General features: G+C 69.1%; 13 protein-coding genes. 11 read left to right on the top strand and 2 right to left on the bottom strand.

Annotated features, from left to right (window positions below):
- Positions 1-41: 41 nt before the first annotated feature.
- The 4 genes from aspS (at position 42) to nudB (ending at position 6141) form a co-directional block, all read left to right on the top strand.
- Entirely contained in the window at positions 42-1862 is a 1821-nt protein-coding gene (gene aspS / locus AC07PF_RS00630) for an aspartate--tRNA ligase (protein ID WP_007857776.1), read from the top strand.
- A gap of 142 nt (positions 1863-2004) precedes the next feature.
- Entirely contained in the window at positions 2005-2814 is an 810-nt protein-coding gene (locus AC07PF_RS00625; protein WP_494610540.1) for a curli production assembly/transport component CsgG, read from the top strand.
- 157 nt (positions 2815-2971) lie between these two features.
- Positions 2972-5647 (top strand): chemotaxis protein CheW, encoded by a 2676-nt coding sequence (locus tag AC07PF_RS00620; RefSeq protein ID WP_494610539.1) that lies wholly within the window; start codon positions 2972-2974, stop codon positions 5645-5647.
- Complete coding sequence (nudB, locus tag AC07PF_RS00615) at positions 5644-6141, top strand: dihydroneopterin triphosphate diphosphatase (protein WP_494610538.1); 498 nt, start codon at positions 5644-5646, stop codon at positions 6139-6141. Before AC07PF_RS00620 ends, nudB begins: the two co-directional genes overlap by 4 nt.
- Here nudB and AC07PF_RS00610 read toward each other — a convergent pair.
- Positions 6116-7021: a LysR family transcriptional regulator gene (locus AC07PF_RS00610; RefSeq protein ID WP_145694482.1), complete on the bottom strand. Its 906-nt coding sequence runs from the start codon at positions 7019-7021 to the stop codon at positions 6116-6118. The two genes, nudB and AC07PF_RS00610, sit on opposite strands and share 26 nt — an antisense overlap.
- 143 nt (positions 7022-7164) lie before the next feature.
- Here AC07PF_RS00610 and AC07PF_RS00605 point away from each other — a divergent pair, with 143 nt between their 5' ends.
- The 7 genes from AC07PF_RS00605 to AC07PF_RS00575 are packed head-to-tail and all read left to right on the top strand — an operon-like array spanning position 7165 to position 14722.
- A complete protein-coding gene (locus AC07PF_RS00605; protein WP_494610537.1) occupies positions 7165-8640 on the top strand; it encodes an FAD-binding oxidoreductase in 1476 nt (491 codons plus the stop codon).
- Between the two features lie 27 nt (positions 8641-8667).
- Entirely contained in the window at positions 8668-10143 is a 1476-nt protein-coding gene (locus AC07PF_RS00600; protein ID WP_494610536.1) for an aldehyde dehydrogenase family protein, read from the top strand.
- Between the two features lie 25 nt (positions 10144-10168).
- Positions 10169-11068, top strand: coding sequence for a DODA-type extradiol aromatic ring-opening family dioxygenase (locus tag AC07PF_RS00595; protein ID WP_494610535.1), 900 nt, complete (start codon positions 10169-10171; stop codon positions 11066-11068).
- Entirely contained in the window at positions 11065-12009 is a 945-nt protein-coding gene (locus tag AC07PF_RS00590) for a fumarylacetoacetate hydrolase family protein (RefSeq protein WP_494610534.1), read from the top strand. The genes AC07PF_RS00595 and AC07PF_RS00590 overlap by 4 nt, the downstream gene beginning before the upstream one ends.
- 26 nt (positions 12010-12035) lie before the next feature.
- Positions 12036-13034: a Bug family tripartite tricarboxylate transporter substrate binding protein gene (locus AC07PF_RS00585; protein ID WP_494610533.1), complete on the top strand. Its 999-nt coding sequence runs from the start codon at positions 12036-12038 to the stop codon at positions 13032-13034.
- 10 nt (positions 13035-13044) lie between these two features.
- The gene (gene hpaH / locus AC07PF_RS00580; protein WP_494610532.1) at positions 13045-13860 is read left to right on the top strand and encodes a 2-oxo-hept-4-ene-1,7-dioate hydratase; all 816 of its coding nucleotides are present in this window, start codon (positions 13045-13047) and stop codon (positions 13858-13860) included.
- A 10-nt stretch (positions 13861-13870) separates the two neighbouring features.
- Positions 13871-14722, top strand: a complete 852-nt coding sequence (locus AC07PF_RS00575; RefSeq protein ID WP_494610531.1) for an aldolase/citrate lyase family protein — start codon at positions 13871-13873, stop codon at positions 14720-14722.
- Positions 14723-14731: 9 nt separating this feature from the next.
- Here AC07PF_RS00575 and AC07PF_RS00570 read toward each other — a convergent pair whose 3' ends face one another.
- On the bottom strand, positions 14732-16543 hold the full coding sequence (locus AC07PF_RS00570) for a response regulator (RefSeq protein WP_145699523.1): 1812 nt from the start codon (positions 16541-16543) through the stop codon (positions 14732-14734).
- Between the last annotated feature and the right edge of the window lie 56 nt (positions 16544-16599).

Below are 16599 nucleotides of genomic sequence, written 5' to 3'. Positions count from 1 at the left end.
CCCTTTTGTCAATGCGCCCGAGGGGCGCTGGAAGTTCTGCCATGGCCATGCGTTCCCACTACTGCGGTCTTGTGACCGAAGCCCTCCTGGGCCAAACCGTCACCCTCTCGGGTTGGGTGAACCGCCGCCGCGACCACGGTGGCGTGATCTTCATCGACCTGCGCGACCGTGAAGGCTATGTGCAGGTGGTGTGCGACCCGGACCGCGCCGAGATGTTCAAGACCGCCGAAGAAGTGCGCAACGAGTACTGCGTGCAGGTCAAGGGCGTGGTGCGTGCACGCCCCGCCGGCACCACCAACGACAAGCTCAAGAGCGGCCAGATCGAAGTGCTGTGCCACGAGCTCAACGTGCTCAACCCCTCGGTCACGCCACCCTTCCAGATCGACGAGGAAAACCTCAGCGAGACCACGCGCCTCACGCACCGCGTGCTGGACCTGCGCCGCCCCTACATGCAGAACAACCTGATGCTGCGCTACAAGGTGGCCATGGAAGTGCGCAAGTTCCTCGATGCCAACGGTTTCGTGGACATCGAGACCCCCATGCTCACCAAGAGCACGCCCGAAGGCGCGCGCGACTACCTGGTGCCCAGCCGCGTGCATGACGGCCAGTTCTTCGCGCTGCCCCAGTCGCCCCAGCTGTTCAAGCAGCTCTTGATGGTGGCCGGCTTCGACCGCTACTACCAGATCACCAAGTGCTTCCGCGACGAAGACCTGCGTGCCGACCGCCAGCCCGAGTTCACCCAGATCGATATCGAAACCTCGTTCATGGAAGAGCAGGACATCCGCGACATGTTCCAGGGCATGATCAAGACGGTGTTCCAGAACACGCTGGGCGTGGACCTGGGCGAGTTCCCGGTCATGACCTACCAGGACGCGGCCTTCCGCTTCGGGTCGGACAAGCCCGACCTGCGCGTGAAGCTCGAATTCACCGAACTGACCGAGGTGATGAAGGACGTCGAGTTCAAGGTCTTCTCGGGCGCCGCCAACATGAAGGGCGGCCGCGTGGTGGCCCTGCGCGTGCCCGGCGGTGCCAAGGAAGGTGCCGGCCTGTCGCGTGGCGAGATCGACGCCTACACCGAGTTCGTCAAGATCTACGGCGCCAAGGGCCTGGCCTGGGTCAAGGTCAACGACCTGTCCAAGGGCCGCGAGGGTCTGCAAAGCCCGATCATCAAGAACATCCATGACGCGGCGATCACCGAGATCCTCACGCGCACGGGGGCCCAGGACGGCGACCTGATCTTCTTCGGTGCCGACAAGGAAAAGATCGTCAACGACGCCATCGGCGCGCTGCGCATCAAGATCGGCCACAGCGAGTTCGGCAAGAAGAACGGCCTGTTCGAGAGCCGCTGGGCCCCGCTGTGGGTGGTGGACTTCCCGATGTTCGAGTTCGACGAGGACAACCAGCGCTGGAACTCGGTGCACCACCCCTTCACCAGCCCCAAGGATGGCCACGAGGACTGGATGGTGACGGCGCCCGAGAAGTGCATCTCCAAGGGCTACGACATGGTGCTCAACGGCTGGGAAATGGGCGGCGGCTCGGTCCGTATCCACCGCGCCGACGTGCAGCAGAAGGTGTTCGACGCACTGAAGATCTCGCCCGAGGAAGCCCAGGAGAAGTTCGGCTTCCTGCTGGACGCGTTGCAGTACGGTGCGCCCCCGCACGGCGGCCTGGCCTTCGGCCTGGACCGCATCGTGACGCTGATGACCGGTGCCGAGTCGATCCGCGACGTGATCGCCTTCCCCAAGACCCAGCGCGCCCAGTGCCTGCTCACGCAGGCCCCGTCGCCCGTGGACGAAAAGCAGCTGCGCGAGCTGCACATCCGCCTGCGCAACCCCGACGCCGTGAAGACGGCCGCGGCCTGAGCGGGCCCGCAGGAACGAGCCACCCCGTCATCCCCATGACCGGGCATTCCTGAGAAGAAAGCGGTAGCGGCCCCTGGCCGGTGCCGCTTTTTTCATGGGCCGTGCCCTTGTGTTCCCCTTTCCAATCGATCCGAGGTTTCCCATGCGTTCTTCCGTGAAAGCCCCCCTCGCGCTGGCCGTGGCCGCCACCCTGCTGCTGGCTGGCTGTGGCGAGAAGAAGACCGAGCTGGGCCAGGGCGGCTCGGTGGTCACAGGCTCCGCCGGGCCCGCCGGCGCCAAGGACGCCGCCAAGGAACTCATCCAGTGCAGCCAGCCCGTGGCCACGCTGGCTCTGGCCGAGAACCCCAACGGCTACACCGTCTCCAGCAGCTACCAGTTGCCGGCATCGCCCGTGCCGCTGATCCGCCTCATCGCCCAGCAGAGTGGCTGCTTTCGCATCGTCGACCGCGCGGCCGGCCTGCGCGGCACGGTGCAGGAGCAAGAGCTCAAGGACGCCGGCATCCTGCGCAAGAACTCCACCGTGGCCAAGGGCAAGGGCTACGAGGCGCAGTACACGCTGACGCCGAGCCTGACCTTCAGCGAGCAGGACGCGGGCCGCAGCATCGCCGGCATCATCGCCATGATCCCGGTGCTGCGCGACATCGCGGGCCTCGTGGGCCTGGCCGAGCAGGTCAAGTTCAAGGAGGCGCAGACGGCCTTGCTGCTCACCGACAACGAGACCACCGAGCAGGTGGCTGCGGCCACCGGCGCTGCGCGCAGCACCGACCTGGGAGCGGCCGGCCTGCTCTGGGGCCGCATGGGCGGTGCCGGCGGCGCGGGCTGGAGCAATACCAACGAGGGCAAGGTCGTCGCCGCCGCCTTCCTCGACTCGCACAACAAGCTCGTGACCCAGGTGCAACTGCTGCAGGCCAAGGAACTGCCACCGCCGGTGGCGACGCGCAGCAAGCCCTGAGCGCCACGGCCTGCGCCAGGAGGGGGGTGCCGGTCCGCCGTGCGGCCCGGGTGGGCATTGGCAAACGCATGCAATATGCCTGTTTGCAGATCCCGTGCCACACCGCACAATGCGTCGTCGGTCCTTGCAGGGCCTTCTGCGCAAAGGACGATCACCCGTGTCTCTCCCCCTGAATTCTCCGGAGCAGTGGCTGCGCTACATGCCCGCAGCGCAGCACCAGCGCCAGGAGCTGCGTCTGGTCGAAAGCGCATGGGACCAGCTCTCGCTGCTGTCGTCGCTGTCCCTGCTGTCCTCCAAGGCCTCGTCGGGCGGTGACCTGGCCCAGGCGCGCCGGGATTTCGCGGCCCTCTCGGGCGACCTGATGCAGGGCTTGGTGAACGAGGCCCTGAAGAACCGCACCGAGGATCTCGTCGCCCGCGCCCAGGTGTGCATCGACGTGCTGGTGCGCAACCTGTTCGAACGCACGGCCGACATCGGCTTCTTCGCCACCGACGTGGGTGTGGCCGAGTTCCTGGCCGATCCCGACCCGGCCCGGCGCCCGCTGATCGAGGCGCGCCTGGCCGAATACGCCAGCAAGTACACGGTCTACGGCAACATCTTCCTTTTCGACGCCGACCTGGAACCCTGCGCCAGCCTGCGCACCGTGTCCCCGGTGGGTGGGCTCGACCAGCGGGATGCCGACGGCGCCTTCCTGCGCTCGGTGCTGCAAAGCGATAGCACCTATGTCGAGCACCATGCCGTGCACGGCTTCTGCGGCAGCTTTGCGCAAACACTGGTCTACGCCCGGCGTGTGCATTCGGGCGGGCGTACCGTGGGCGTGCTGTGCCTGGAGTTCAAGCTGGCCGACGAAATGCCGGCCATCTTCGAGTCGGTGCAGCAAGAGGACGCACAGGGCATGGTGCACGGCAGCGATGCGGTGCTGGCCCTGGTCGATGCAGCGGGGCGCGTGCTCGCATCGGGCGATCCGCTGCAGTTGCCGGCAGGCTGGCAACTGCCCCCGGCGGGCAGCGCCGGCGTGCATGTGGTGCGCCATGCCAGCCGGCGCTACCTGATGGCCGTGCGCGACACCCAGGGCTTCCAGGGTTACCAGGGCCCGGGTTGGCGCGGCGTGGCGCTGCTGCCGCTGGACATGGCCTTTGACGAGGCCTCGCATGACGAGCGCAGTGCCTTGGCCAGCGAGCTGTCGGGCCAGGCGGAACTGCTGTCGCAGGAACTGCGCGACATTCCCCGGCGCTCGGCCACCATCCAGTCGGCGCTGGAGCGCTCGGTCTGGAACGGCCTGCTCGAACTCCACCAGATCGGGGAGGCAGGCGATGAAGGCCGGGATGCCGCTGCACCGCGCGAGTTGCTGTTTGCCAAGACCCTGCTGGCCGAGATCGGTGCCACCGCGCGCAAGACCGCCCGGGCCTTCGACAGCGCGCTGCAGGACCTCTACAGCGTAGTGCTGCGCTCGCTGCTGCGCGACGCCCAGGGCCGGGCCGCATTGGCCATGCAGATCCTGGACCGCAACCTCTATGAGCGGGCCAACGATTGCCGCTGGTGGGCGCTCACGCCGCAGTTCGCGCGCACCCTCGCGGCCGGAACCCTGGGCTGCAGCCAGGCCACGGCCGTGCTGGCGGAGATCAATGGCCTGTACACGGTGTACGCCAGCCTGGTGCTGTTCGGCGCCGATGGCCGGGTGGTGGCCGTCTCGCAGCCAGAGCAGGCCCACCTTGTGGGCACCACGCTGGACGAAGACTGGGCGCTGCGCTGCCTGCGCTTGCAGGGCAACCAGGCCTACACCGTGAGCCGTTACGAGACCAGCCGCTTCTATGGCCAGGGGCCGACCTTCGTGTACGCCGCTGCCGTGCGGGCGGGCGCGGGAGATGGCTGGGAGGGCCGTGAGGCCCCTGGTGGTACCGGACCGGTCCTGGGCGGTATCGCCGTCGTCTGGGATGCGGCCAACCAGCTCCAGTCCATCCTGGACGACTGTGCCGTGGGAGCTGGCGCTCAGGATGTGCTGGCCTTCGTGGACAGCCGCGACCACCTGGTGCGCGCCAGCGGCAGTGCTGCTTGCCTGCAGGCGCCGCAGGCCATTGCCACGGCCCGCCAGGGCGGGCGCACGGCTGCGCTGGCCGGCCACCTGTACGGTGTGGGTCAGGCGCGCGGCCAGGGTTACCGCGAGTTCCGCACCAGCGATGGCTACGACCACGGCCTCAGCTGCCTGGTGCTGCGCCACCTGTGTGAGCGCCGCCTGGCGCCGCCCCCTGCGCCCCAGCTCGATGCGCACCCGGGCGCTGCACGCGTCGCGTCCGAGCACCGCATGCAGATGGCGACGTTCCTGATCGGCTCGCACTGGCTGGGGGTGGATGCGGCCCAGGTCATCACGGCCGCTCCCGACGTGACGGTGCTGCACGGCGGGGGCGCGCGCGCTCCCTTCCTGGGGCTTGCACATGTCGGCGGGCGTGTGTACTCCGTGGTGGACCTGCGCAGCGTGGTGGCACAGGGGCAGGGCGATGCCGCCGTGCCGCGGGCGGCCGACCCGAACCGCCAGATGGTGCTGGTGCGTGTGCCGCTCGAAGCGGGAGGATCCCGGGAGTTCGTGCTGCGCGTCGATGCGTTGGGCGCCATGCTCGACCTCGACCGGCGGGACCTGCGCCCCGTGGGCATGGCCGGTGGCACGGCGGGCACCCCGTTGATCGACGCCGTGGTTCCCGTGCCCACGCCGGACGGCAGCATGCCCGGGCGTGGCCTGCTGTGCCGCATCTCCCCGCAGTGGCTGCTGCAGTGCGCCGTGGGGGCGTTGCCCGAGGGCCCCGCACTCGACGTCGATGTGCTCGTGGCTGCGGCATGAGCAGCCCGGGGGCGGTGGCGGCGCCGGTGCGGCCTTTCAAGATACCGCAGTCGGTGCTGGTCGTGATCCACACGCCCGCGCTCGAGGTGCTGCTCATCCGCCGCGCCGATGGCGGCGAGCACTGGCAGTCCGTCACCGGCAGCAAGGACCGCGAGGACGAAGCCTGGGAAGCCACGGCCGCACGCGAGGTGCGCGAGGAGACCGGCATCGACGTGCAGGCCCATGGCTGCGTGCTCGCCGACTGGTACCTGGAGAACGTCTACGACATCTGGCCCCAGTGGCGGCACCGCTATGCGCCGGGCGTGGTGCTCAACCGCGAGCGTGTCTTCGGCCTGCGCGTGCCCGCCGGCACACCGGTGGTGCTGAGCCCGCGCGAGCATGTCGCCTATGAATGGTTGCCCTGGCGCGATGCGGCGGACCGGTGCTTTTCCGCCAGCAATGCCGAGGCCTGTCTCCTGCTCCCCCGCTTCAGCGGCGTTGGGGCAGCACCTTGACCAGGTGCTCCGCAAACCCTTCGGCCGCCGGTGAGGTGGCGCGCTGCGTGGGGCGGTACAGGCACACGTAGCGCATGGCCTCGGGTGCCAGGATGCGCCGGCGCACCAGCCCGAGGGGCTTGGCCAGCGCGCCCACGTAGTCGGGCGCCAATGTGGCGGCCACGTCGGCGGCGGCCAGGCCCAATGCGGTGGAGATGTTGTCCACGATCTCCACCGGCGTCACGCGCTGCGCGCTGGGCAGGCCGGTGTGCATCTGCGCCACGCTGCGCTCGTGGTCGCGGCCTGCGGCCACCAGCGGGTGGGCATGCAGCTGCTGCCAGGTCACGCTGCGCTGGCGCGCCAGCGGGTGGGTGGGGGCGCACCACAGCACCCAGGGGCTTTCGAACAGCTGGGTGCGCGCCACGTCCACGCCGCAGGCGCGGTCCGGGCCCAGGGCCAGATCGGCGTCGCCGCTGGTTACCGCGTCCACTAGCTTCTCCACCGGCACGTCGCGGATGTGGATGCGCACCTTGGGGCGCTCCTGCAGGTAGGCCTTGATGGCCTGCGGCAGGATCACGCTGGCCACGACCAGGGGCGCAGCGATGCGCACGATACCGGCCGCGCGGTTGCGCACGTCGCTGGCGGCCGACTGCGCCATGCGCAGGTGCTTGAGCACCGACTCCGCTGAGGCCAGGAACTCGCGCCCCGCGCTGGTAATGGCCACGCGGCGCGTGCTGCGCTCGAAGAGCTTGAAGTCGAGCGCATCCTCCAGCTCGCCCACCAGTTGGCTCACGGCCGAGGGCGTGAGCGCCAGCCGGTCCGCCGTGGCGGTGAAGCTGCGCATCTCGGCCACCGTCACGAAGGCTTCGAGCTGGCGCGGCGTGAAGTGGGGCAGGGACATGGCCATTCATTAGACCATCTTCACAATCCATAAGAAAGCATTGATTGTGGTGGGAGGGGTCGCTGCCGATACTTCGCGGCAAGCGCACAAAGTGCCACCAACGCGCCACCAACGCGCCAGCAACGAGACAAGCAGCAAGCCCGATGACCGCCGTCCCCACCGCAAGCACCCTGGACTCCCTGCGCGCAGCCTACGCAGGCCGCCTGTGGACCGAGCCTGCGGACACCGCCCCTTTCCTCACCGACTGGCGTGGCCAATGGACCGGTCCGGCGCTGGCGGTCGCCCAGCCGGCCAACACGGCCGAGGTGGCGCAATTGCTCGCCTGGTGCCATGCGCACGGCGTGCCCGTGGTGCCGCAGGGCGGCAACACCGGCCTTTCAGGCGGATCGGTGCCCGAGGCGGCAGGCCAGCGGCTGCCGCTGCTGCTGTCATTGACCCGGTTGAACCGCGTGCGCCAGGTCGATCCCTTGAACAATACCCTGGTGGTGGAAGCCGGCGCCACGCTGCAGCAGGTGCAGGACGTGGCCCGCGAGGCCGGGCGCCTGTTCCCGCTGAGCCTGGCGGCCGAGGGCTCGTGCACCATCGGCGGCAACCTGGCCACCAATGCCGGCGGCGTGCAGGTGCTGCGCTACGGCAATGCGCGCGAGCTGTGCCTGGGCCTGGAAGTCGTGACGCCCGAGGGCGAGGTCTGGAACGGCCTGCGCACCCTGCGCAAGGACAACACCGGCTACGACCTGCGCGACCTGTACATCGGCTCCGAAGGCACGCTGGGCGTCATCACCGCTGCCGTGCTCAAGCTGTTTCCGCTGCCTGCGGCCCAGGTGGCCGCGCTGGTGGCCGTGCCCTCGCCGGGCGATGCCCTGCAGCTGCTGGCGCTGGCCCAGCAGCGCCTGGGCGCATCGCTCACCGCCTTCGAATTGCTGTCGGACACCTGCCTGTCGCTGGTGCTGCACCACGTGCCGGGCGCCCGGCGCCCGCTGGCCGAGGCCTCGCCCTGGTACGTGCTGCTGGAGGTGTCTGTCACCGGTGCCGAGGAGGGTGCAAGCGACCAGGCGCAGCAGGCCATCGAAGGCGTGCTCGAAGCCGCGATGGAGGCGGGCTGGGTGGTCGATGCCGCGTTGTCCGCCACGCTCGCGCAGTTCAAGGCCCTGTGGGCGCTGCGCGAAAACATCTCCGAAGCCCAGGGCGCCGAAGGCCCGACCATCAAGCACGACATCGCGCTGCCGATCTCGCGCATCCCCGATTTCATCGCCCGCAGCGACGCAGCCGTAGCCGCCGCTTTCCCCGGTGTGCGCCTGGTGGTGTTCGGCCACCTGGGCGACGGCAACCTGCACTACAACGCCTCGCCGGCCACGCCCTCGCCCGACGCCGCAGGCCGCGCTGCCTTCCTCGCGCTGGAGGCACCGCTGAACCGGCTGGTGCATGACGCCGTGCACGCCGCAGGCGGCTCCATCAGCGCCGAGCACGGCCTGGGCGTGCTGCGCCGCGACGAATCGGCCCGCTACAAGGCGCCGCTGGAGTTGCGCCTGATGCAGCGCGTCAAGGCCGCGCTGGACCCTGCCGGCCTGATGAACCCGGCCAAGCTGCTGCCCGAAACCCCTGTGGCCCATCGCACCTGACCTGCCATTCCCCTGGAGAAACGCCCTGTGAGCACCGACACCCTGAACGTCGCCGGCATTGCCGTGTCGCCCCACCACTACATCGATGGCCAGCGCGTGGCCTCCGAGATGCGCTTCGACCTGCACTCGCCCATCGACCAGGCGCTGCTGGGCCGCATCAGCGAAGGCTCGCCAGCCCATGTGGATGCGGCCGTGACCGCTGCGGCGCGTGCCTTCCCTGTATGGAGTGCGCTCACGGCGGCCGAGCGCAAGCCCTACCTCGACCGCTTCGCGGCCGAGATCGGCCAGCGTGCCGAGGCCTTCTGCACGCTCGAATCCAACGATGCGGGCGTGCTGCTCTCGCGCATGAAGCACGGCGTGGTGCCGCGCGCCATGCTCAACATCACCTGGTTCGCCGAGCATGCGCTCTCGCTGCAGGACCGCTCGATCGAGACCGAGCAGGCCATCCACCTCGTGCGCCACGACCCGGCCGGCGTGGTGGCCATCATCACGCCCTGGAACGCGCCGCTGATGCTCGCCACCTGGAAGCTCGGCCCGGCCCTGGCCGCGGGCAACTGCGTCATCGTCAAGCCGCCGGAATGGGCGCCGCTGACCAGCAGCCTGCTGGCCGATTGCGCGCATGCCGCCGGCCTGCCGCCCGGTGTGTTCAATATCGTGCAGGGGGCGGGTGCCAGCACCGGTGCGCGCCTGGTCAGCGACCCGCGCCTTGCGCGCGTCTCGTTCACCGGCTCGGTGCCCACGGCCAAGTGGATCGCGCAGTCGGCCGGCGCCAACCTTGTGCCCTGCAGCCTGGAGCTCGGCGGCAAGTCGGCCTTCATCGTGCTGGAGGACGCCGACATCGACAACGCTGCCGCCACCGGGGCGCTGATGTACCGCAACGCCGGCCAGGTGTGCCTGGCGGGCACGCGCTTCCTGGTGCACCGCAAGGTGCACGATGCCTTCGTGGCGGCCCTGCGCGGCTACGTGGAAAGGCTCACCGTGGGCGATCCGCGCGAGGAGGCCACCGAGGTCGGGCCCATCATCCACCCGCGCCAGGTCGAGCGCGTGCACGGCTTCGTGCAGCGCGCCGTGGCCGATGGCGCCACGCTGCTCTGGGGCGGGGCGCACCACCCCTTTGGCGCGCAGTACTACCAGCCCACGCTGCTCACGCACGTGCGCCAGGACAGCGAGATCGTGCAGAACGAAGTCTTCGGCCCCGTGCTCACGCTGCAAACCTTCGACAGCGACGAGGAGGCCATCGCCCTGGCCAATGGCACGGACTACGGCCTGGGCGGCGTGTGCTACGGCGAAGCGGAGCACGCCAGCGCCGTGGCGCAGCGGGTGCGCACCGGCTTCATCTGGGTCAACAGCTTCGGCATTCGCGACCTGGCCGCGCCCTTCGGCGGCATCAAGCGCAGCGGTGTAGGCCGCGAAGGCGGTGACTGGAGCTTTGAGTTCTTCTGCGATGTGAAGGACGTTGTTGTCCCGAAAAAGCCTTTCCGCGCCAGCTTTAGCCACCGCTAAGACACATCCAAAGGAGACACACACCATGGGAAGCATCGTTGGCGCCGCCATCGTCTCGCACCACCCCGGCCTGATGCAGTGCGAAGAGTTCCGCGTGCTGCAGGGCGCGGGGGCCGACTCGGACCTGATTCCTGGCTATGCGCGCCTGCGCGAGCGCATTGCCGCTGCCCGGCCCGACGTGGTCATCATCTTCGACTCGCACTGGTTCACCACGGGCTACCACCTGGTGGACGGGGCGCCGCGCTACCAGGGCATGTTCATCTCCGACGAGATGCCCTGGTACCTGCACGGCGTGCCCTACGACTACCGCGGCCACCCGGACCTGGCGCTCGATATCGAGGCTGTCTCGCGCGAACAGAAGGGCTACAACCGCGTCATCAACCACCCCGACCTGGGCAAGCAGTACGCCACCATCAACCTGGTCAAGCACCTGCGCCTGGAGCGCAGCGATACGCCGGTGGTCACCGTGAGCTCGTGCCAGAACTGCGACTGGCGCCACTTCCTGAAATCGGGCGAAGCGATTGCCGAGGCCGTGCGCCGCAGCGACCTGCGCGTGCTGCTGCTGGCCTCGGGTGCGTTGAGCCACAAGTTCAACCCCATCGACTGGAAGCCCAACCACCCGCGCATCTTCCATGAGAGCAATGTCTCGCGCCCCGAGAACATCGTGAGCGACAAGGGCGCCATCGCCCTCATGGAGCAGGGCCGGCACGATATGGTGCTCGACCGCTGGCAGGACGAGTACCGCAAGATGCCTTGGGAGGCCTTCGGCGCCCACTACCTGCAGATGCTGGGTGCCATGGGCGGGGCGGACTGCCGTGCGCGCGGCGTGGCCCTGTCGGCCTACGAGAACGCCCGCGGCACGGGCAACGTGCACATGTGGTTCGATGGTGAAGCGAGCGAAGCAACGGCAAAGGTGGCGGCATGAACTTCGAATTCCCGATCACCGAACTGCCCGCCGTGATGCGCGGCCCGCGCGTGGAGCGCCGCCGCGTGCTGGTGGGCGGCAGCGCCTGCTGGGGCACCATGGTGGAAGAGGGCGCGCAGCAGGGGCAGCTGCGCCTGGACGATGGCCGCGTGGTCGACCCGGCCACGGTGCAGCACCTGCCGCCGGTCTCGCCCAGCAAGGTCATCGCTGTGCACATCTCGTACAGCTCGCGCAGCTTCGAGACACGCAACCAGCCCAAGCCGACCGAGACGCCGACCTATTTCACCAAGCCACCGACCTCGGTCAACGGCCACGGCTGCGAGATCCACAAGCCCGCCGACAGCCTGTATCTGAACTACGAGGGCGAGTACGCCGTGGTCATCGGCAAGACCTGCCGCAACGTGCTGCCCGAGGAGGCCTGGGACTACATCGAGGGCTTTTGCCCCGCGCTCGACATGGGCCTGCAGAACTACCGCGACACCGACCAGGGCAGCATGCTGCGCGTGAAGGGCGCGGACACGCTACTGCCCATCGGCCCGGGCATCGTGCGCGGCGTGAACCTGTTCGAACAGACGCTGCGCACCTACCGCAACGGCCGGGTGGTGCAGGAGGCGCACATCGGCGACGAGACCATCTGGGGCCCGCACTACGTGGTGGCCGACATTGCGCGCCACATCACCCTGGTGCCGGGCGACGTGATCTTGATGGGCACGCCCTGCCACTCGCGCTCGGTGGACCCGGGTGACCTGGTTGAGTGCGAGATCACCGGCCTGGGCCGCCTGGCCGGCACGGTGGTCGCCATCGACGCGCCGCGCGCCTCGGCCCTGGGCGTGGGCCACCAGCCCACCGACAGCCCCGAGGTGCGGCGCGTGGCCTGCGGCTTCGACGAGCGCGTGCCCGAGCACCTCAAGGCCAACTACCGGCAGGCGGCGAAGAAATAACCCACAACGAGACCCGGAGACAACGCATGACGAAATCCTCGCCCACCCCTTCCCGCCGCGACATCCTGCAGCTGGCCCTGGCCGGCGCCGCAGGCACGCTGCCCTTCATGGCCCAGGCCCAGGCCATCGACACCGTGAAGATCCTGGCCGGCTTTGCCGCCGGCGGCACCGTGGACACCCTGGCGCGCCGCGTGGCGACCCAGATCACGGGCGGCTACGCCAAGTCGGCTGTGGTGGAGAACAAGACCGGCGCGGGCGGGCAGATCGCCATCACCACGCTCAAGGCCGCCCCTGCCGACGGCGCCACGCTGCTGGCCACGCCCATGTCCATGCTGGGCATCTACCCCCACACCTACAAGAAGCTGCCCTACGACCCCGTGGCCGACGTGACCCCGGTCTCGCTGGGCGTGGTGTTCGACATGGGCTTTGCCGTGGGCCCGCAGGTGCCGGCCTCGGTGAAGACCGTGCCCGAGTTCCTCGAATGGTGCAAGGCCAACCCCACGGGCGCCAACTTCGGCTCGCCCGCGCCGGGCTCGGTGCCGCACTTCGTGGGTGAACTGATCAGCCGCGCCGGCAAGGTGGACATGCGCCACGTGGGCTTTCGCGGCTCGCAGCCGGCGATCCTGGACCTGCTGGGCGGGCAGATCGCGGCCGTCTCGGCACCGGTGGGCGAATTTTTGCCGCACCTTCAGGGCGGCAAGATCCGCGTGCTGGCCACCTCGGGCGGCACGCGCAACAAGTTCATGCCGGGTGTCAGCACGCTGATCGAGCAGGGCTACAAGGACATGGCCTACAACGAATGGTTCGGCTTCTTCCTGCCGGGCAAGGCGCCGGCCGAGCTGGTGGCCAAGGCCAATGCCGCCATCCGCACCGCGTTGGCCGACAAGGACGTGATCGCCGGGCTGGCGGCGATGGGGCTGGAGGCGCGCTCGTCCACGCCGGCCGAGCTGGCGGCGCTGCTCAAGGCCGATGGCGACAAATGGGGCCCCATCGTGAAGGCCATCGGCTTCACGGCGGAATCCTGAGGGCTGCACGATGCTTGACGATGCGCTGATACAGCAGCTCGCGCTGGAGCTGCACCAGGCCGAGAAGACCCGTGTGCAGGTGGAGCATTTCTCCAAGCGCCACCCCGGCATGACGGTGCAGGACGGCTATGCCATCTCGCGCGCCTGGGTGGCGATGAAGATCGCCGAAGGGCGCAGCGTGCGCGGCCACAAGATCGGCCTGACCTCGCGCGCCATGCAGGTCGCCAGCCAGATCACCGAGCCCGACTTCGGCACGCTGCTGGACGACATGTTCTTTGCCGAGGGCGGCGACATCCCCGTGCAGCGCTTCATCCTGCCGCGGGTGGAGGTGGAGCTGGCCTTCGTGCTCAACAAGCCGCTGCGCGGCGAGCCGGGGCGCCCCCCGGTGAGCATCTTCGACGTGCTGGCCGCCACCGAGTACGTGGTGCCGGCCATCGAGATCATCGATGCGCGCATCGAGCAGCACGACCGCCACACCGGCGTGATGCGCAAGGTCTTCGACACCATCTCGGACAATGCGGCCAACGCCGGCATCGTCACCGGCGGGCGCCCCGTGCGGCCCGATGCGGTGGACCTGCGCTGGTGCGGTGCGCTGCTCTACAAGAACGGGGTGATCGAGGAGTCGGGCCTGGCCGCTGCTGTGCTCAACCACCCGGCCACGGGCGTGGCCTGGCTGGCCAACAAGCTGGCACCCTATGGCGAGGGGCTGGCAACTGGCGAGGTAGTGCTGGGGGGCTCGTTCACGCGCCCGGTGGCGGCTTCCGCGGGCGATACCTTCCATGCCGACTACGGGCCGCTGGGCAACATCGCATTCCGTTTCGTCTGAAAGGCTGGCTGTGCAGACACCCGTGAACACCTTCAAGCAGGCCCTGGCGGAGCGCACACCGCAGATCGGCATATGGTTCGGCCTGGCCAGCGGCTATGCGGCCGAACTCGTGGCGGGCGCCGGCTTCGACTGGCTGCTGCTCGATGGCGAGCACGCGCCCAACGACGTGCCGCGCATGCTGGAGCAATTGCAGGGCATTGCCAGCGCGCGCGCCCTGCTGGGCACGGGGCCGCACCCCGTGGCCCGCGTGCCCGTGGGCGACACGGCGCTGATCAAGCAGTACCTGGATATCGGCGCGCAGACGCTCCTGGTGCCCATGGTGGACACGCCCGAACAGGCGGCCCAGTTGGTGCGTGCCATGCGCTACCCGCAGGACGACGGGCAGGGCGGCATCCGCGGCATGGGCGCGGGCCTGGCGTGCGCTTCGCAGTGGATGCGCTACCCCGGCTACCTCAAAGAGGCCAATGCCCAGGTGTGCCTGCTGGTGCAGGCCGAAAGCACCCTGGCCATCGAGAACCTGGATACGATCGCCCGCACGCCGGGCGTGGACGGCGTCTTCTTCGGCCCGGCCGACCTGTCGGCCAGCATGGGCCATGTGGGCAACCCGGGCCATCCGGCGGTGCAGGCCGCCATCGAGGACAGCATCCGCCGCGTGCTGGCGGCCGGCAAGGCGCCGGGCATCCTCATGGCCGACGAGACGCTGGCGCGCCGCTACCTGGAGCTGGGCGCCGTGTTCGTGGCCGTGGGGGTGGACACCAGCGTGCTGGTGGCCGCCACGCGCGACCTGGCCGCGCGCTACGGGCGCGCGCTGCACCCTGCGCAGCCGCAGCTGCCTGTGGCAGGCGCATCGGTCTACGGCTGAGCGCTGTGTCTACAGCGGCCGCAGCCGGAGCTTTTCCGCCGGATCGGGGGGCTCGGGCGTCGGCACGCCCAGGATGTCGTCGATGGAAGGCTCGTCGGGCATGTCCAGGATCTGGTCGGCCGACAGCTCGACCCGGGCGGCGATGGTGGCCAGGGCGGCCGATGCCACCGCCTCGGGCGGCGGTGGCGTGCGCGTGCGTATCACCACGCCGCCGGGCCGGCGCTCGCCGTCCTGCCCCAGTACCGCGCGGGTCGGCGCGTTGCCGCAGCGGGCGCGCACGGCCTGCACGCTGTCCTGCAGTACCTCTGCATCGACAATGCGCTCGCGCTGGCGCAGCAGCACCTGCTGGGCCATGTCGGCCAGCTTGGAGTTCAGGGAGCTTTCGGCCAGCTGCAGCAGGTTGCGCACGGCGCCCTCGGCATCGCCGGCCAGGCTCTGGGCCATGGCTTTCTCGGCGGCCTGGTTGATCTGGGGCAGGCAGTCGCGCACGAGGTCGGCGTAGGCTGGGTAGACATTGCAGGCATTGGCCATCAGCTCGGTCAGGCCGCGCGTATTGGCGTAGCGCATGCCCAGCGCATGCACCCATTTTTCTCCGTCCGAGAGGTCGATGGAGGTGGCCGCCAGCACGGCCAGCAAGCTGGCCAGGTTGCAGGCGGCCTCGAAGTCGAAGCTGGCCTCGCCGATCTCGCGCGCCATGTCGCGCACCGCCGCCACGGCGGCAGAGAACTGCCGCTGCTGGATGAGCAACAGGGTCTGGGCAATGCTGGCAAAGCGCTGGATGCGCTGGCTGTCCTGGTGGCGCTCCAGGATGCGGGCAAAGTCCGCCACGCAGCGCTCCATGCCCTTGCGGTCCTTGTCGGAAAAATAGGAAAAGGCCAGCAGCACCAGGGCCTGGAAATCGAACAGCTTGGAGTCGATGCCCAGCATGGCCGCGCGCGCGAGCACGCTGGCCGCGGTCTTGCGGTCACCCATGTAGAACGACATCATGCCCAGCTTCTGCATCCGCACCACCGAATCGGGGGTGAGCGCGCTGGCCGTGCGGTAGGTTTCGATGGCGTCCGTGAAGTTGCCGAGCTCCACCTGGGCACGGCCCAGCACGTCGTAGGCGTCGGCGAACGAGGCATCCTCGCCGATCAGGCCCTGAAGGGTGGTGATGGCCCGGGTGGCCTGGCCCGACTCGATCTGCGCACGCGCCACGCCGAGCTTGGCCCAGGGCAGGGCGCGTGCGGCGATCACGGCCTCGAACAGCGTGCGTGCCTCGTCATGGCGGTTCAGGCGCAGCAGCAGCTCGGTGCCGATGCGCGCGGCATACAGCCAGTAGGGCTTGCGTGCCTCGAAGCGTTCCACGCACAGGCGCGAGGCAAGTTCGAAGTCCTCCTGCTCGATGGCGTCGAAAATGGGCTTGAGATGGATCTTGCGCAGGCGCGCCAGGCTCAGCCGCTCGAACAGGGCACTCGGCGTGAAGGGTTTGAGCAGGTAGCCATCGAGCGCCGATTCGGCCGCCTCGGCCACGGCAGCGTACGAGGCCTCGGCCGTGACCATGAAGAACACGGTGGAAAAAGGCAGCATCTGCGCGCGGCGCAGGTCGTCCAGCAGGGTCTGGCCGGACTGTCCGGTTTCGGCAAAGGCCTGCTCGCACAGCACATAGTCGAACACGGTGTGCTCCAGCCGGCTGCGGGCGTCGCGCAGGCGGCTGCACTGCACGATCTTGGTGACCCCGTACTCGCGCAGCTGCCCCACCAGAATGCTGCGCGAGGTGGCATTGCTGTCGATGATCAGCGCCAGGCTCTCTGGCGGATCCGGGTCTTTGCCTGTGGCCATCTGCGGCTCGGGGTGGTGTAATTAAAAGTAACTTACGCTGCAAGCACAGTGTATGC

It is taken from the genome of Acidovorax sp. GW821-FHT10A04, assembly GCF_059415825.1.
This window is presented reverse-complemented; position numbering and strand designations above follow the sequence as displayed.